The sequence below is a fragment of the Absiella sp. AM09-50 genome (assembly GCF_003433845.1).
Lineage (GTDB): Bacteria > Bacillota_I > Bacilli_A > Erysipelotrichales > Erysipelotrichaceae > Hoskinsella > Hoskinsella hominis.
In genome coordinates this window covers 23,719-42,264 of record NZ_QVFI01000021.1, presented here as the reverse complement: position 1 = coordinate 42,264, position 18,546 = coordinate 23,719, and the positions used below count along the sequence as shown (strand labels likewise).

Below are 18,546 nucleotides of genomic sequence, written 5' to 3'. Positions count from 1 at the left end.
TTAATACACCTTACTACCATTAAAATTGAAAGTATAACCAAGTGTTTTGGATCCGCTTTGATAGTTATAATTTGTCATGTTTAGAGTTACATTAACTTGATATTGCTTATCAGTTATCAAAGTTGCTTTTTCAGAAGTATAGTAATTCTTAATATCTCCAGGAGAATTCAATACTACAGTATCATATGAAGTCCATTTTGTATTACCACTAGTATGACGTGTAGCTTTAACTGTTGTCTTGGCACTTCCCACTGAAGTTCCAATTGTTTGTGTCTTAGATGCTGAGTAATCAGCAGCCATAACATTCATTCCTGCCATTGTGATGCAACCAGCACATAATAAAGCACTTAAAACTTTTTTAGATTTCGTCATTTTCTTTTCCTCCTTTTTAGACTTTCTGGTTCTTTCAATTGAAACATGCCTTTTTGCGATACAGAATTTGCTGCACTCAAGGCCTCTTTATACGCAATTTTTGCAAACATTTGCATTACCTTTTTAATTGGTGAATTCATATACTTCGCCTCCTTTCTCCTATTAAAACTAAAATTGCGTTTACAGACAAAATATAAACAAATTCAAAACATATTAACAGGTTTATTTTAGAGATAAGAAAACTTCCTATCACCATCATAATAACCATAATCCTTGACTTTAATCTGAATTGCCTATATTCATCATTTGATAAAGGTTTATTTTTATGCTCACTAGGTGCATAACACCAAATAAGTACGCTTGAAAACAATTCCATTAGGAAAATATTTTGAAATTCCCATTCTAAACCTATAAGGAACTCAAATATCAAATATATTGAAATATAAGCAACATTACAGGTGAAATATGTTTTACAATGATACCCACCCATAATTGTTCTTAATCTAGTGAAAATGAATAAATATATCATAGCGTAGAATAGATGGTTTGTCAGTAAAGATATTAACAACACTGTTGCAAAACTTATTCCTGTCGACAGACATAATGCTATTCCAAATTTATAAATTTCTTTATCGTCAGATATAATATCATTTCTGAACATACTTTCTGTAAGTTTATCAGCTATCCTCAATATCACGCTACTCTTTAATCTCCTTTATATATTTTATTTACGAAGAAATCATATATTACAAACGCTTACATTTCAAGTGGTTTGTGACGAACTGCAATATTTAGTGACGAACTACAACATTTATATCAAAAACTATATGGCAAATAAACCATGCATCGTTTTCTGTGAAGCGAATTGCACCATGATATTTAGAAACTATCTTTTGACAGCTAAGAATTCCTAAACCATGTGATTGCTTATCCTTTTTTGATGTATTTAAATCAGGATTGTCTGTTAGAATAGATTTATCTATCGTATTATTAATATAAAAATGTAAATCATTCTCTTTTAAATAACCTATAAATTTGATTTGTTTATCACCACCACAATGTTCGATGGAATTATCTAGTAAATTTCCAAGTAAAATATAGATATCAATATTTTCAAATGGCATTGTTTCTGGTATTTTCAAACTACAGCTTATCTTAATATTTTTAGATTTAGCAATTGATATTTTATCTTTTACAACCATATCAATTAATTGATTTTCACAATATTTATAAAGACTTGTCTGATTTAGTATTTCATCTTGATTTTGTAATTCTTGAATGGTTTTTTCTATTTCATTATGCTGTAATAAATTGATCAAATACATATTGACCTGCTTTTGATTATGACGCATTTCTCTTAATTGCTGGTGAATTTCTTTTTCTTTTTGATAGTTAGATAATTGATTTGCGTAAAGATTATTAGACAATTGCAAACTAAAGTATTCTTGATTTTTCCTCTGCACTTCAAGAAAAAGATAGCAAAAGCAAAAAATCAGTAAGGATAAAGCAGTAATTATTTGTATAACTAACTTTTTATCGATATATGGTGCATAAACCATTGGAAAAATTAGATCCGATAGAACATTAATAATAAAAATACTAAAACAGAATGGTTTCCAAAGATTATTAGAATTGTTTAATATCTCCATGTATTTCTTTTTTGTTTTATACATGAAAAAAATAAACAAACAATACATCACCTTTGATAAAATTATTGTTAAATGAAAAACAGAAATATTTAAATAAATTTGATTTATTTCTATATCAAAAATAATTGAAGAGAGTATCAATGAAAGGCTATTGGTCATATCAAGAAATAATAAAGTTAACATACTTACTGAAGCAAGATAATATACTGATTGCTTTGAGCATAACTTGAGTAATAAAAATATCACCCCTATACATATAAAATTCAAACTGATGTAATTGAAATTAATGACTTCTGAAAGAATGGTAAATATGCTTAAAATACACCATAAGAGAACAAAATTCGATTTCTTTTTAGTTATTGAATAAGTTAATGTAAATGCCATAAAACTTAATAAAAAAGTTTCAACCAAATCATTTATAAAATCAAATGCATTCATATAAACTATCCTCTAATAGAAAGTTTTCATATTCTGATTTTACATAATCTTTTCTTCCTCTGCTAATTTTTAAGAACTCGCCATTTATTATTTCTATTTCTTGATACTTACACCATTTTACAATTTTATACATATTGATAATCATAGATTTATTGATTCTCACAAACCCAGATAACTGCATTTTCTCAATCTTTTCTAAAGGTATCCGAATACAAATATTTTTTTTATTATTCATTACAATATTACAATCGTTTTTTTCAGCCCTGAAGTATAGAATATCATTTAATCGAAGTTTAATATCTTTATATTCAAAAATTTTATCCATTTTTTCTTGTCTGATCTTTAATTCATTCATGCATATGATTATTTCTTTTTGAAAATTCTCTTTATAAATAAACATGAAAGGATGTACCTGAAAACTTTCATGTTCATAAGAAGAGTGCCATGATATAAAAACAATTGGTATATCATGATATGTTTTTCTCAAGCGTTTCGCATATGATATTCCATTCTCATTTGGCATATCAATGTCTAATAAGATAGCATCATAACAATTTATATCATTGAATGGCACCTTAGAGCAATCAGTATAATAATCAACTATAATTTTTTCATTTTTACAGATATAGGAAAGCATCATTTTTATATCATTTATAGAATCATCAATTAATATTAACTTCATAATATGCCTCCTTGTTAAAAAATCTTTTATATAAGATATTATAACAGTTTATTCCTTTTTTATTGATAGATGTTTTCCTAAGCTGGTGAAATATATTTAAAAAAAGCACCTCCACTTGTTTAAAATGTTGGTACTTTTATAGATTTAGAAAAATTTACTCATCATACTCCTGCAACACCTGTATTTTACCTTCTTCAATTAATTGTACAAATAAATTGGCCAATTTGGGATCAAATTGTGTATTTGCACCTTTTTTGATTTCATCAATCGCTGTAGATAGTGGCAAAGGATCACGATAACTGCGTTTTGTAGTCATTGCATCAAAGGTATCTGCTACACAGATACAACGGGCCGCAATAGGATTTTCGTCACCTCGTAGTCCTCTTGGATAACCCTTTCCATCCCATCGTTCGTGATGACCTAAGACGGCAGGGATTACATAGTCCAGACTAGGCAAATGACGAATGATAGAAATTGAGTTTTCTACATGTGTTTGAATTAAACGATATTCATCATCTGTTAGTTTTCCTTTTTTATTTAAGAGATCTTCCGGGATGCCTATTTTACCGATATCATGAAGCAAAGCAGCTTGACGAATCAATTCGATATGTTCCTTATTTAAGCCAAGAGCTTTGGCAAGGATTGTCGCATATTGTGCTACATTGGCACTGTGATGGAATGTATAATGATCTTTTACATCAATCGCTGCCGTTAATGCAGATATCGTTGGTGCATATTGGGCATATACATTTCTTGTATCTTCTTTGATTTCTTCCTGTCGATTCACAATTTCTTCCATTGTGTAAACAACTGTTCGGTTTTTTCCATTTTGTTTTGCGGTAAATACAGCCATCTCTGTATTTGTGATTAGTTCCTGCATACTAGAAGATGCGAATGGATATATACCGATACCTACACTAAGTGTCATGATTTTTTTCCACTTGGCGCTATCTAATTCGTTTTGTTTATGAATCTGATCAATGACCATCTTGATTTTACGTTTGACGCTTAATAAATCAATATCATAAAACAATATCGCAAATTCTTTTCCACTATATCGTGCCATTAAAACTTGATTGTTTTTAAATGCAGCTTTTAATATCTGTGCAATACTCTGTAAAGCATGATCTCCTTGTGTTCTACCATATAGTTCATTGTATAATGAGAAATCATCAATGTTTAAAATTGCCATGATGATTGATTCATGTGGCAATAAAAATACTTTTTCAACTTCACGGAAAAAGAATTCACGATTTAACAAGCCTGTCAGATGATCACTGCTGGCTTTTTCATATACGCTTTGATATAAATAAGCATTGTTAATGGCGATTGCACTGATACTTGCAAGACTATCTAAGAACGTCAGTTCACTTGTGGAATATGGTTTTGTTTTATGGGATAAAAACAGGATACCAATAAGTTCATTTTCACTTAATAATGGCACCATGCAATCAATCTGCATCATCTCTAAAGCATGTTTTTCATTTTCCCACATGGATTTATACCAGACACTTTGACGAAAAGCCTTCATAACAGAGCTTCGCTTTGTTTGTTTCAGGTATTGAATACATGGATTGCTTTCAATCATTGTGAAGTTTTTCCTTGTCAGTGTACTGGAGCAGTAAACAGTCTGATATTCTCTTTCTGTTTTCAAACATAACATGATTTGTGTTGTTTCCATAGCTTCTTTAATGACATCAACCAGTTCTTTACAGATTTCTTTCAGTTCTAAACAACTAGCGATATTTGCGCTATAGTTTCTCAACAACTGTGCCTGCTTTTGATCTTCTTTGATAAATAACAGGTCAATAAACCATTTTAGGAAGAAGAAAATAGCACAGGTTAATAAGGAGAATAATAATACAACAATGGTTGTGATATAATCCTGTAAGAATGGAAATGTAACACTTAATACATCTACCACTGGCTGAATCACATTCGCAGAAAATAGTAACAGCACACCACCTGTTAATAAATAAGCTGCCCCTCTGGATATCACTAACGTCATATTAAATAATCGTTGTTTATACAGGGTATATAGTAAGCATAATGCATTTACAATTCCACTGCATGTATCGATTGGATATTTTCCAATCGCAGGTATCGTAGATGCTAATGTACCAAACGTCAATACAACGATTCCTATCATCATAGGGATATAATCATTGATTGTGTGTCCTTTTTGTTTAATGCTGTGTATAAGCTTTTGGACAACTGTAATCGCCACAAAGATAACATAACCAATAGGTATAATCATCCAAAACGTAGTGTTAAAGTCAAAGGTTGCCATATTATTAATATGAATCACCTTAGGATCAGATAATAATTGATCAGATAATAATAAAATCCAGCATATGATCACCAATACAACAAATATCCGTTGACGAAATTTTCCTTTATCACCCAGATATGTACGAATAAATTCATAATAAGCAATTGGAATTCCAAACATGCCAAAGATGGATAATTTACACCAGAAGATTACGCCTGGATATAATTGCGCACGCATCATGACAGAACCAGCTGTCCATAGTATGAAATAGATGATCATTGCCATGAAGTTATATATCAAACGATCTTTTTTAGCTGCTGTTAATGCCAGAAACAGAATGGTGTAGAAAAACAAAGCGATTCCCGGAACGATAATCAGATGCATGATGCTTCACCCCGCTTTGCCTGGCTAAGTGCCAATAAATCCTGTATATGGTGTTTGGAAGGATTCATTTTAGGTAATTTTTCATTATGCAGCTGATGATATAAATGGAAGGTATGACAGCGCACAACTGTGATTTTCAATGGATCAATTCCCAGCATCGTCTGTAGATCTTCATAGTCACTATCAAAGTATGTAAAATAAATCTGTAAGTGTTCTTTTAATATCTTCTTTAAGACTGCATCCTGACAAATGCTGGATTCACTCATTTCTATAATTAAATGCATATAGGGACGGAAGTCATCGTACTCTTTTAACGCTACCCATTCTATGATATCCAGTTTACTCATTTTGATGACATCTTCTATTGTTTTTTCACTAATTCTAGTAAAGCCTGCTATATCAATGATATCCAAAGAACGATCAACATACGTAAAACGAGGCAGCTGGATATGGTCTTCACTATCATGTGTGGCAATGCAGCGATAACGGTCTTTTGTCATATATCGGGCAAAAGCACCACCTTTGAATACTGTCACAACCAGTTCATATTCTTCATGTGGTATGACTTCATCCATCAGGTAGGTTCTAGGTTGATAGGTATGATCTTTTGAGAAATGTTTCGCTTCTTCAATCGGCATAAATTCATAGAAACACGCATCGGGGAAGAAATACATTCCATTACGACTCCAGTTTTCACTTGCGATACAGGTAGGTTCAGTACCCGCAAAGATTTCATGTGGTCGTTTACCCCAAAGCTTCTCTAAAACCGGCTTATACATTTGACTGTCTGTTCCAGCACATAAGAAACATTTCATATGAAATACATCTTTTGGGAGCATACTGCGGTTTTCTTTTTTAGCCTGATAACTGCCTTTTAACAAGCGATATGCCATTTTAGGTTTTATCTTTCCACTTGAATGAGAAGAGGAAGAACTGGTTTGACTTTGTAAAGAGGAAAATGCCATACTGACATAATATGCCACAGAGCTTAAGGCAAAGAAGATATCAATTCCCTGCTTCGCACCCATTTTAAAACCTAGTACATTACGTTCTTTAAAGCCAAGTTTTTCTGCTTGCTCCACTGGCGGCAAGATATCCAGAGTTAATTCTTCTTCTACCAGAACTGGTAAAAGTCCTGTTGCATATGGCAAAGATGCTACACCATACAACGCTTTATCATGTGGTCGCAATACGACATCATTTCTTGTTTCACTTCCCGCAAGAATTAAACAAGCCATCATATTATTTTTAAATACCTGAAGCATTTCCTGGGTATAGGGTGCACATTTCACTGGATGTCTGCCTGCTTCCCATGTGGTTTCTATCCATGTGACTGGTTTTCCCGGCAAATCTTCTTCTTTTCTATTTAATAGGATATCAGCATAATCTTCATAAGTGGTAAGTGGCACAAGATAACGAAAATCCTGAATATTCTTCAGGTTTTTCCCTTGCATAATACTTTGCCCTAATGGTGAAACAAGCCAATTAAGCATCTGTTCCTCTAATAACCGGTATTGTATATGCATATATTCCTGTATTGATAAATCTAAAAAGCCACAGTATTCTTCCCAGATATCCTCATACTTCTTTTTCCTCAATAATTCCTCAAAATGCATATGGTCCATCCCTTTCATGATTGTAGACTTCTTTTAATTGATGCAATGGTTGGTATCAGGAATGGAACATGCTTTTGATAATCTTCATATCCTTCCAAAGTGATTGGAAAAATCATGCGATCTTGCATATAGGCGTATATAAGATTCATTAAAGAGAATAAAACAGCCGCAATTCCTATTTCAATTGAAGATAGTGTCATCGCAAGAAACGAATAGGCAAAGAAAAACCAAAGGATACCCGGATGACGGCATAAGGCATAAACACCCTGATCATAGACCTTTAAGTGGTCTTGTTCAACATAGGTTCCCTCAAATGGCAGTGCAAAGAACAGTGTATAAATTAATAGGAGTGTATTAATCATACACAAAACTGCCGCAGCCAAATGCCCAATATGGAAGGTTTTTTCATCATATAGATGTCGACTGATCAATAACCCTGTCACAATCAAAAGTAGAAAACACCCAGCCATAAATGTATATTTTCCCCATCGCAAATGAAATTTTACCTGATTCATATCATTAAACATCATTAATAAAAATGCAAAGCATCCTAACACCAATAACATACCATACCACTTCCTATTTTACATGGTATCTTTATTATAACGTGATTTGCGTGAAATTTATATAAAAACTTGCTAGATATTAATATTTAATTATTATAAAAGATAAGCGTTATACTGTTTTAATTTATTTATGCAATCATTACAAAAGCAGCCATAAGGCTGCCCTATTCATGAAACTTTCCACTGATATGGTCAATTTCTATTTTTACAATACCTGTATTTTCAATTCCCTGTTCAATATATGCTTTCCCTGATGGTCCCTGCATAGGACAATATTTCGCAATCAACAAGGTTAATGCATGAAACTTTTCCTTTTCCTCTTCAATTATAGAAGCTTTTCCATATGCCAGCACACTTTGATATTTCGTAGAATATTTTTCTGGAACGATTTCATCTTCCGCAATCACACAAAAGCTTACTTTCGGATTCTTTTGTATCACATCTAGCTTATGCCCGCTCTTTGCGCAATGAAACCAAATTGTATCATTCTCATATACAAAGTTCAATGGAACCATTGTTGGTTCATCTTGATAGGTAATTGCCAGAATTCCTGTTTTCCCCTGTTTTAGTATTTCTTTTGCCTCATCCAAAGGCATTTGCTGCTTTATTCTTCTCATTGTAGGATACATTCGATAACCCCTTTTCTTTTTGATTAGTATAGCGTTCAAACGTATACCATGTCAATAATTTATGGTAAAATAATACCCAGGAAGTGATGATATGAAACAACCCTTGGCATTTCGTATGCGCCCACAGCATTTAGATGATATCATTGGTCAACAACATTTGATTGGTGAAGGTAAAGTACTTAGAAAATGTTTAGAAGCAAAGCGTTTATTTTCAATGATTTTTTATGGTCCTCCAGGAACAGGCAAAACAACGTTGGCAATGGTTTTGGCAAATGAATTAGGTATGCCTTATCGTTTATTTAATGCAGTGACTGGCAACAAAAAAGATTTAGAAACTATCTTTCAAGAAGCAAAGTTCTATGAAGGACTGGTCGTAATCATTGATGAGGTTCACCGTTTAAATAAAGATAAACAGGATTTATTATTACCACACGTGGAAAATGGCAATATCACGCTAATCGGCGCTACCACCAGTAATCCTTTACATGCAATCAATCCTGCTATTCGTTCCCGTTGTCATTTATTTGAAATAAAGCAAGCCCAGCAGGAAGATATAGAAAAAGCTTTATTAAAAGCTATACAACATCCAGATGGTTTAAATAATGAAGTAAGCATTGAAGATGAAGCACTACATATCATCGCAAGACACAGCAATGGAGATATTCGTTATGCATTAAATATTCTTGAAATTGTCGCAATCGCAAGTGATGGTGTGATCACAAAAGATCTTGTTTCTCAATATTCTCAAATTCCAAATATGAGCATGGATAGTGATGGAGATGGCTATTACGATGTATTAAGCGGTTTTCAAAAATCTATACGTGGCAGTGATGTAGATGCTGCTTTATATTATCTTGGTATCATGATTGAAGCAAATGACATGGATAGTATTGAACGCAGATTATTGGTGACTGCTTATGAAGATATTGGATTAGGCAATCCTGCCGCAGTAGCTCGTTGTGTTCAGGCAATTGATGCCGCAAAACGAGTTGGTTTTCCAGAAGGAAGAATTCCTCTTGCTATGGCAGTCATTGATTTAACATTATCCCCTAAATCAAAAAGTGCAGAAAACGCAATTGATGCCGTTATGCAGACAATCAGAAATACTTCCTACAGTGTGCCAGATTATTTACGGTTCACTCCTGTAAATATGAAAGAAGAAGATAAATATGATTATGGTCGTGCTGATCTATGGGCAAAGATTCAATATCTTCCAGATAAATTGAAGAATGAAAAATTCTATATGCCACAAATGAATTCTTCTTATGAAAAAGTTCTTGCACAGAATTTAGAGAAATTACGCAGTGTAAAACGTACAAACAAATTGGCATCGTTGAAGAAAAACACAAAATAAAGAGTCCAGTAGATGTAATATTATTTACTGGATTTTTTTATTTCTATATAACCATCATTTTAGCTATATGAAGCGGCAAATATGCCCCTTAAATTGAGTTTCGTGCTAAATAACTACATATAAAACGCGGTTTCGTGTATAAATAACCATATATAAAATTGAGTTTCGTGTCAAATCAGTGTTATGAAAAGCTTGGTTTCGTGTCAAGCGATATAAACAAACACCTTATTTCTAAACAATATAAAATTCATTTTTTATAAAACTTCACAAGCTTAAATATCAAAAACTCATAATTCCATAATAAAAACAGGAAGCTACCATTTTAATACTTTTAGCTTCCTGTTTTTTTTCAATTATAAATTCGCCCACTGTTTTGCTCTTTGTTGTTCCTTTTCCTCTAACATCTGTCTTTTCTGCTGACGATAAATCTGCATGCCTTTGAATATTCCAATGATGGTGGCAATACCTAATATACTTTTCTTCTTTAATTGTGCCATAATTTTGTTCTCCTTTACTGTTTTATTTAAGTTACTTATATTATAAATAATAATTATCAATAAAAAGTTGAAGAAAAACAAAAGAATTTCTTAAGATTATATAAGAAAAGAAAGAATCTTATGCTTATTCACAAAAGATTCTTTCTGAAATTCTAGTATTCAAACTGACGATAGTAACGGCGAATTGTTAAATCATGTCCTGTAACACGTTCATAGTGAATCGCAAGACGTTCATCTAAGATCGTCGTCACAATGGAACTCGCAATGATTTCTTTAAATTCATCATCCACATGAGGGGTTTTAAAATCTGCTACATCAATAATGACTGCTTCATCTGATAACTTTTTAATTAAGTTTTCTACACGATCATCAATTGGTCTAGTAGCATCTACGCCTTTCACAAGGAATACTGGTGTATCTTTTTCAATTACTTCCAATGTTCCATGGAAGAACTCTGCACTTTGAATTGATTTTGTGCGAATCCATTGCATTTCTTCTAAAATACACATTGCATGTAAATAAATTTCTGGTGCTAATGATCCACCACCAATCCAATATTGAATATTAGAGTTATGATATTTCTCTGCGATAGCAGCTGCTGTTGGTTCAAATTGTTCCTTAATTGCGATTAAATCTTCTGGTAATTTTTCTAATTGTGCAGCTAATCTTTCATATGCATCAAATTCTCCATTGTTGTATAATAAACGGAATGCTAATAAGTAATGCTGAATATATTCAAATTCAACAGCATCTTTCGCTTTCCCAATAATGGAATATGTCGCAAGCTGATCAACTGGTGTATCTGGTTTCCCGCAGAAAGCAATAACACGGATATTTCTTTCATTACAATATTGAATAGCTTCTACTGTTTCTTTTGTTGTTCCTGATTTACTAGATGTAATGACGATAGAATCCTCATTTAACTGTGAGTTTCCTGTCAAAATTACTTCTGATGCGATTTCACAGTATGTTGGAATTTTTGTTTTTGAACGTAATAGATATTGGATTGGTCGCATAACCGCCAAAGATCCGCCTGAAGAAATGAAGAAAATATTTTTAAATCCTTCTTTTGTGACTTCATCAGCCACTCTTTCAATTTCTGCTCTTGTTTCATAAGTTAATTTTGCATCTGTATAGTATGCGTCTAAATCAAAGTTATACATATCGTTTTACCTACCTTTCTTAAATTATATACGACATTTATTTTTCACCCATCATCATGATCATTACTGTTCTGGATTGAGGCCCATCAAATTCTCCTAAATAAATTTCTTGTGCCTTTCCCAGTTTTATTTCACCATTGATGATTGGAAATACTGCATGATTCCCTGTTACCATTGCTTTCAAATGCCCTGTTGGATTTCCTGCCATTGCTCCATAGCTTTGAAGAAATCTTGCGTGATAATACTCACCATCTTCAGGAAACATCATAGAAAGCTGTTTTAATATATCATCACTCAAACATTCTAAATTTTCATTTACAGTAATCCCTGTTGTTGTATGCTTTGTGATGATGTAAATAATCCCATTTTTTACCTGACTATTTTCTATACATTCTTTTATTTCTTTACTGATTGGCACAAGTTCATTATAGGCTGTTGTATCAAACGTTATTTCTTTATAATCAATCATGGATACATCCTCCTTTTAAGAACGTGATGGCATTTTCCCCTAGCACCATTTTCTTTGTGGACTCGCGCCAGTTCATTTGTCGAATCGCTTCTATCATGCGATGTTGTTCTAAACGTGGTTCTTCTGAAGCAAACATTACCTGATGACGTAAGCTTCGATCAATCCAGTGTTCACCAATATCTATGCCAAATGACTGGTGATAAAATTCTTTAGGATTATCAAAATAGAGTAAGGATGTATCTGTATAAACATTTTTATATTTCAATAACAGCATACATACTTCTCTTATCCATGGCCAACCAAAATGCTGTAGACAAATTCTTAAATCTGGATATTTGCATGCGACTTCCTCAAATCTTAAAGGATGTGAGTACTTACTAACTGTATTTGGTCTTACCGACATTCCACTATGGAAAATAATCGGCTTATTATGCTGTATACAAAGCTCATAGATTGGATACATCCATTCTTCATCTGGATAGAATTTCTGTTGGGATGGATGCAAGAACAAACCTGATAATCCTAATTCTGTAAAGGCTGTTTCTATTAATTCTAATGCATCTTCACGATGAGGATCTACACTGGCGAAAGCAATGAATAATTCTGGTTCTTTATGAACAAGTTCTGATACCTGCTCGTTTGTACCTAAATTGCCTTTTTGAAATAAATCTAACGGAAGCAGGCACAATTTATCTATACCAGAAACGTTACATAAGGTTTTCATTGACTGTATAGATATTTCATCTGTCTTATATAATCCCATTTGATTTCTACAAAAAGCTAGTTGTTCATCGCTTGATTGCAGTTCCTCTATAAATGCAGGTGAAACATTCATATCTATTACCATCTCATACCTCCTTTTCTAAAAGATTTTTCTTTATTCATTAACAAAGGATGCCTAACCATACACATAAGATACCAAATAGTGCAGTACCCACAATCATTGCGATAACATTCACTTTCTTTTTCAAAAGCCAGTAATATATACCCATAACACCTAAGCTCATCATACCAGGCATAATACCATCAAGAATTTCCTGGATACTTGCTGCAGCATCCCCTGTTCCAATCGCAAGTGGTGTTGTTACCGTGATTAATTCTTTCGTCATACCTCCAATAACCATGACTCCAACGATAGATGCAGCCATCATAAATTTATCCATCATTCCTGATTTTTGTATTTTTTCAAGATAATTTGCGCCTAGTTCATAACCTTTCATCGCTCCGAAATAACGTACGAGGAATGCCGGAACATTAAATACAAGTAAGAATAGAAGTGTTCCCAAAATATTTCCTTGTGCAGCTAAAGATGTACCAATACCAATTGCAATAATTCTTATCGTACCAAAGAATAAGGAGTCCCCGATACCTGCAAGTGGCCCCATCAATGCGACTTTCATCGTACTGATAGATGTTGGATCAAAATCATCCTGTTTCGCATTCATTTCTTCCATAGAAGCTACAATACTACCAATAAACGTTGTAACATACATAGAACAGTTAAAGAATTCCAAATTTCTTTGTAATGCTTCTTTATATTTTTCTGGATCATCTTTATATATTTTTTTCAATGCAGGAATCATCATAAACTCAAAACCCATATGCATCTGTCTTTCATAATGCCATGAGAATTCCATTGGTAATGATCGCCAGAATATTTTACGTAAATCTTTCTTTGTGATTAATTCATTATTAGAAGTCATCATCTTCACCTCCATCAACAACTACCTCTGTTTTATTTGAGAAAAAGTCAACTTTTAAGAATGCGGCGATTACACCTAACAATGCGATTCCTAAAACTGGAACACCAATATATGCAGATAATAAGAATCCCAGGAAGAAGAATGGTACCACTTTTTTGTTTAACGTCATTTGCGCAAGCATTGCAAACCCCATACCAGGTAATAAACCAGTTGCTACTGTTAATCCATCTGTAATTACAGAAGGAATAGAATTTACCAATGTTTCAACCTGACTACTTCCTAATAAGAATCCAAATACTACTAATAAGCCAAATGTTAAACTCTGAACGATTCCATCGCCAATATGTATCATTTCAATGGCACGTGCATTACCTTTTTCCGCATACTTATCTGCCCATGTACCAGTTAACGGGAAGATTGCGGACATAAACAGATTTTCAAAAATACTTGCTAATAAAGCAATCGGATAAGCTAGTGTTACTGCTACCTCTGCACCTTTTCCTGTAGATATTGCAAATGCTGTTCCTAGTACACCCCCAACAACAACGTTTGGTGGCACAAATGCCCCAACAGATTGTGCACCGATAAAGGCTAATTCAAGAATACCTCCAATAATAATCCCCTGTGTGACATCACCCATAACCAATCCAACAACCGGACCTAATACGATTGGATTTTTGATTAAACTTGTACCTAACGCATAATCACAATTTCCTATAAATGCAATAATTCCCAACAATATAGCCTGAAGCATATTAACCCTCCTTATTCAACGCATGTCGTGCGTCAATCGATGTATCTAAAGGAATCATACGAATTTCTACATCAATACCGCTATCCAGCATTTCTCTAATCCTTTCTTCTTCTTTCTTTGTTACATTCACAGCTTTTGAGATATTTCTAGTTCCTTCTCTTGCCTTGGTTCCTCCCAGATTTACAGCTTTGATTTGTGGACAGTTCTTTACAAGCTGATATGCATCTTCAATAGATTCCACAACAATAAATAATTTATATTTATCAGTAACTCCACTATTAATTGCTTTAATAGAATCTTCTACTGTTTTGATGACCAGCTTTACACCACTAGGTTTAGCAAGCTTAATGGTTGTCTTACGAATTTCATTTTGTACAACATCATCATTTGCGATTAATATACAATCTGCGCCAAGTGATGTTGTCCATGAAAATGCTACCTGTCCATGTAATAATCTGTGATCCACTCTTAAACACTTGATCATATTTCATTCCTCCTTTAAAATTCCTCATCATTTTCAATGATCAAATCTTTTCTTGTCATTTGTGTTAAACCTTTTTTCGCATTTGTTAGTAATTGTTCTGCCTGTTCATCATCCAGACCTTCTTGATAAGAAAGTAATAAATCCAGTACAAGATTCATATTGGTACCACTGAATACACGAACATTTGAATAAACACACAATTGGCTCAATGCCGTATGCACGCTCCCTCCTTTGATATCACACAGAAATATATATTGCGTATTTCCGTTTTGTCCAATTTCTTTTTCCATTGTTTCTTTGAAATCCATAGGACTTTCTGATGGGTAAAGGCAAAATGTATCTATTTCATCTGCCATTTCTCCCACAATCATTGTTATAGAATTTTTTAAACCTTTTGCGAATTCACCATGTGAGGCGATGATAATCTTTCTCAAATTCATATCTCCTTTCATTTGTATCCAAGCAAGTTATGTGCCATAACTTCTTTTTTATTTCCAATATCTTTACATCTTCATACAAGCAAAATCTGTGCCACAGCATTTATTTTCTTTTAAATTCTTTTACGCTTGCTCATTTGTATACAAGCAAACTTTGTGCCATACAAAAAAAGAGCAGAACTTTTTTCTGCTCATCATATACAAAATCCTCTTTCAATAAAATTTTTATCATTGCGTACATAATCATAAATATAGCCTATTTCTGCAATTGGTATAGTCACTCTATAGAAATTCTCTACATCTTTAAATGATTCCTTAATATAAGATATAAAAAGTGCATGCTCTTTCTCAAAGATATTCATATCCGGATAGATTTCTATTTCCTTCTGCATAACTTGTCGTTCTATCAGACAACTGATATGTACATATAATCCAAAACATGTATTATTAGAAAAATTAAAATCCAGTGCTATCTGTAAACGATCAATGGCATCAGCGACATGTTCTAAAAGCTTATTTGGATTCAAGATAGTCAAACTGTTCATAATATTTGATAAAGAGAAATTCTTTAAAATATTCTTCTTAAAGTCCTGTAGCTGTTCTATTGTCATAGAATCTTCAAGATAATTATCCAGCTCACCTAAACAATCGTTAATGATTAAGTCTTCAATGGGTACGAAATTCATTTGTTCAATATTTGGATTTAATGTTCCAATGACACATAATACATGATAATCATCAAATAATGTGCTGTTCATTCCTTTCTCTACCAATTCATTATAATCATAAACTCTGACAGATATTTCTGATTGTAAAGGTAATGAATCTTCCATGATCTGTTTCAATTTTTCTGCAGTTCCTACACCACTTGCACATGAACATAATATCACTTTCTCTTTCTGACGATTACGTTCAATATGATAACTTGTAGAACTATATGCAACAACATCTTTGAAGATATCTTCCATTGCACGATTTTGTAAGATACCATTTCCTATTTCCAACGCTGTTTTTGTGCTGATGTTATTAATAATTCCAACATTTACATTATCTAAATGAAGTCCTTTATATATTTCTTCCAAGCTTCCCATGTCCACAAGCAGAAATAACTCTTCGGTTTTTCCTAACTTTTTCATATAAGAATTTAATTGCTGGAGAACAGAATTCATATCCACATTTACCGGCATATCAATCGCATCAAATACATATTTCCCTAAAAATTTATTTACAGCATCAGCAATACTACTCGCTGTAGAAAACCCATGTGCAAGAATCACACCTGCACGTTTTTGATAAGTATCATCCTTTTTTAAGCTTTGGAAATAAAAGATAAATGTTATCATTGCCATAGGCAGTACATCCATATCTAAATAAGATGATAAATACTTCCCTATTTCTTCAGATATACTATACTCACGATGATAATGCTGTTTCATGAATGAATAAAAAGTTTCTACTACTTCATTATTTTTAACAGACCAATTCCGAAAGCTATGATAATCCTTTGTATATGCATTTAAATAGCTGCATACAGATAAAATATCATTATTCGTAACTTCAAATTTATATTGTCCTGCAACTAAATCAAGGATATGCTGGATACCATTTTGATAGAAATCCTTTTGCTGTTCTTGTTCTTTATAAATCAAGGTACTATCAAAATATTTCCATACAGTATCTCTACATCGTTCTATACACTGTTCTTCATTGATTATTCGTTGAACACATTCTTTATAATGCTTCATCAATTCTTCATTTAATCGTATTATATTCTTTTCTTTATGTATAAAATTTTGTAAATCATCAATCTTGATATACTCACTGGCAGATGTATATACCGCACTTTTTTCAGTAATATCATTTAAAATACTATTTGGTAAACTTTTTAACTGTATCAGCATATCGCCTTCATCATTTTCTTGAAATAAAGAATTGATACAACATGATTGTACACAGCTTTTTAATCCCCCTATGTTACCAGGAAATTCATGTGACAGTAAGATGTTATACGCTTTCGTGCTGATACTGATTTTCTTATGTAAACGCTCTTCTTCCTCTTTGAACATTGAATATATCAACTGTACCTTTTCCTGCATTCCTCTTTGTTGTAAAGATGGTACAGTAATCGTCATTGGAATTCTTCGCTGTAATGTTTTTAATAATACTTTTTCCGGGTTCTCTGTTGTCGCAAGAATCAATCGAACTTTTGATGTATACCACGTTTCATTATCCCCAACGCGATGATAAATAGATTGATCCATAAATTGAAATAGTTTTTCTTGGCATTCGGCTTTTAGATTATGAACTTCATCCAAAAACAATACGCCACCATTCGCAAGTTCTATCAGCCCAGCTTTATCTTTCTCTGCTCCAGTAAATGCACCTTTTACATAACCAAATAAATTCGCAGTCAATAACTCTGGATTGTTCGCATATTCACTACAGTTTACCGCAATAAATTTTCCTTGTGCTTCTAATAAATTTTGATTTTTCGCATACTCATATGCCAGCTTGGCAATAAAACTTTTTCCTGTTCCTGTAGGCCCATATAGCATCATAGGAAGCCCATCAGGTGGATAAGCAATTGTCGCTTTACACTGATTGATTAAATCAGACAAACTGCCATCATGTCCAATCAATTTATCAAAATCACGTACACTTTGACGACTTTGGTTAAGCAATAAATCTAAACTTTTAAAAACGTCTTGTTCTATTTTCATATTATATTCATTTTCAAACACTTGTTTATCAATGTAATAAGCAGGGCGTTCTTCTATCTTCATCAAAACATGACGTGCCACAAGCGTCTTTAATATCGTAGCTACTTCATTACGACTAACATGTACAAGTTCACTGATGTTTGTGGCAGTATTATTTTCATATTTATGACTTTGAGAATTTTCTTTTATGATAGTAAGAATTTCTTCATTCATCTTATCACTCCTTGTATATAGAATGGTAAATTCTAAAATCATAAATGTCAAGGAAGAAATTATACCCAAAAATTCTATTTTAATAAAAATAATTATTTTTATTTTTTTTATGTAATCGTGCTGCTTATGGCACGTTTTTTGCTA

19 protein-coding genes are annotated in these 18,546 nt (G+C 32.7%); 1 reads left to right on the top strand and 18 read right to left on the bottom strand.

Annotated features, from left to right (window positions below; genetic code table 11):
• The 9 genes from DW114_RS15565 to DW114_RS15530 all read right to left on the bottom strand — a co-directional run bounded on the left by DW114_RS15565 (nt 1) and on the right by DW114_RS15530 (nt 8,608).
• The gene (locus tag DW114_RS15565; RefSeq protein WP_117454664.1) at nt 1-372 is read right to left on the bottom strand and encodes a hypothetical protein; all 372 of its coding nucleotides are present in this window, start codon (nt 370-372) and stop codon (nt 1-3) included.
• Complete coding sequence (locus tag DW114_RS21325; RefSeq protein ID WP_158552300.1) at nt 369-512, bottom strand: hypothetical protein; 144 nt, start codon at nt 510-512, stop codon at nt 369-371. The genes DW114_RS15565 and DW114_RS21325 overlap by 4 nt, the downstream gene beginning before the upstream one ends.
• Nucleotides 509-1,069: an accessory gene regulator ArgB-like protein gene (locus tag DW114_RS22225; RefSeq protein WP_117454663.1), complete on the bottom strand. Its 561-nt coding sequence runs from the start codon at nt 1,067-1,069 to the stop codon at nt 509-511. The genes DW114_RS21325 and DW114_RS22225 overlap by 4 nt, the downstream gene beginning before the upstream one ends.
• A 94-nt stretch (nt 1,070-1,163) precedes the next feature.
• Nucleotides 1,164-2,459, bottom strand: a complete 1,296-nt coding sequence (locus DW114_RS15555) for a GHKL domain-containing protein (protein WP_117454662.1) — start codon at nt 2,457-2,459, stop codon at nt 1,164-1,166.
• Nucleotides 2,446-3,141 (bottom strand): LytR/AlgR family response regulator transcription factor, encoded by a 696-nt coding sequence (locus tag DW114_RS15550; RefSeq protein WP_117454661.1) that lies wholly within the window; start codon nt 3,139-3,141, stop codon nt 2,446-2,448. The genes DW114_RS15555 and DW114_RS15550 overlap by 14 nt, the downstream gene beginning before the upstream one ends.
• A 154-nt stretch (nt 3,142-3,295) precedes the next feature.
• Complete coding sequence (locus DW114_RS15545) at nt 3,296-5,797, bottom strand: HD domain-containing phosphohydrolase (RefSeq protein WP_117454660.1); 2,502 nt, start codon at nt 5,795-5,797, stop codon at nt 3,296-3,298.
• Nucleotides 5,788-7,431 (bottom strand): GH3 family domain-containing protein, encoded by a 1,644-nt coding sequence (locus tag DW114_RS15540; protein ID WP_199483617.1) that lies wholly within the window; start codon nt 7,429-7,431, stop codon nt 5,788-5,790. Before DW114_RS15540 ends, DW114_RS15545 begins: the two co-directional genes overlap by 10 nt.
• On the bottom strand, nt 7,428-7,979 hold the full coding sequence (locus DW114_RS15535; protein ID WP_117454659.1) for a hypothetical protein: 552 nt from the start codon (nt 7,977-7,979) through the stop codon (nt 7,428-7,430). Before DW114_RS15535 ends, DW114_RS15540 begins: the two co-directional genes overlap by 4 nt.
• 164 nt (nt 7,980-8,143) lie before the next feature.
• Nucleotides 8,144-8,608 carry a pyridoxamine 5'-phosphate oxidase family protein gene (locus DW114_RS15530; protein ID WP_117454658.1) on the bottom strand — a complete coding sequence of 155 codons (465 nt, stop codon included), beginning with the start codon at nt 8,606-8,608 and terminating at the stop codon, nt 8,144-8,146.
• A gap of 91 nt (nt 8,609-8,699) precedes the next feature.
• Here DW114_RS15530 and DW114_RS15525 point away from each other — a divergent pair, with 91 nt between their 5' ends.
• Entirely contained in the window at nt 8,700-9,962 is a 1,263-nt protein-coding gene (locus DW114_RS15525) for a replication-associated recombination protein A (RefSeq protein WP_117454657.1), read from the top strand.
• A 353-nt stretch (nt 9,963-10,315) separates the two neighbouring features.
• Here DW114_RS15525 and DW114_RS21320 read toward each other — a convergent pair whose 3' ends face one another.
• The 9 genes from DW114_RS21320 to DW114_RS15485 form a co-directional block, all read right to left on the bottom strand.
• Entirely contained in the window at nt 10,316-10,459 is a 144-nt protein-coding gene (locus tag DW114_RS21320; RefSeq protein WP_158552301.1) for a hypothetical protein, read from the bottom strand.
• A gap of 152 nt (nt 10,460-10,611) precedes the next feature.
• Entirely contained in the window at nt 10,612-11,622 is a 1,011-nt protein-coding gene (locus DW114_RS15520) for an SIS domain-containing protein (RefSeq protein ID WP_117454656.1), read from the bottom strand.
• 37 nt (nt 11,623-11,659) lie between these two features.
• Nucleotides 11,660-12,091: a secondary thiamine-phosphate synthase enzyme YjbQ gene (locus tag DW114_RS15515; RefSeq protein ID WP_117454655.1), complete on the bottom strand. Its 432-nt coding sequence runs from the start codon at nt 12,089-12,091 to the stop codon at nt 11,660-11,662.
• Nucleotides 12,084-12,938, bottom strand: coding sequence for an amidohydrolase family protein (locus DW114_RS15510; protein WP_207732803.1), 855 nt, complete (start codon nt 12,936-12,938; stop codon nt 12,084-12,086). The genes DW114_RS15515 and DW114_RS15510 overlap by 8 nt, the downstream gene beginning before the upstream one ends.
• Nucleotides 12,939-12,975: 37 nt before the next feature.
• Nucleotides 12,976-13,794 carry a PTS system mannose/fructose/sorbose family transporter subunit IID gene (locus DW114_RS15505; protein ID WP_117454654.1) on the bottom strand — a complete coding sequence of 273 codons (819 nt, stop codon included), beginning with the start codon at nt 13,792-13,794 and terminating at the stop codon, nt 12,976-12,978.
• Nucleotides 13,784-14,548 (bottom strand): PTS mannose/fructose/sorbose/N-acetylgalactosamine transporter subunit IIC, encoded by a 765-nt coding sequence (locus tag DW114_RS15500; RefSeq protein ID WP_117454653.1) that lies wholly within the window; start codon nt 14,546-14,548, stop codon nt 13,784-13,786. The genes DW114_RS15505 and DW114_RS15500 overlap by 11 nt, the downstream gene beginning before the upstream one ends.
• A gap of 1 nt (nt 14,549) precedes the next feature.
• Complete coding sequence (locus tag DW114_RS15495; RefSeq protein WP_117454652.1) at nt 14,550-15,032, bottom strand: PTS sugar transporter subunit IIB; 483 nt, start codon at nt 15,030-15,032, stop codon at nt 14,550-14,552.
• A 14-nt stretch (nt 15,033-15,046) separates the two neighbouring features.
• Nucleotides 15,047-15,472, bottom strand: coding sequence for a PTS sugar transporter subunit IIA (locus DW114_RS15490; RefSeq protein ID WP_233509509.1), 426 nt, complete (start codon nt 15,470-15,472; stop codon nt 15,047-15,049).
• A 191-nt stretch (nt 15,473-15,663) separates the two neighbouring features.
• A complete protein-coding gene (locus DW114_RS15485; RefSeq protein ID WP_117454650.1) occupies nt 15,664-18,402 on the bottom strand; it encodes a sigma 54-interacting transcriptional regulator in 2,739 nt (912 codons plus the stop codon).
• Nucleotides 18,403-18,546: the final 144 nt, after the last annotated feature.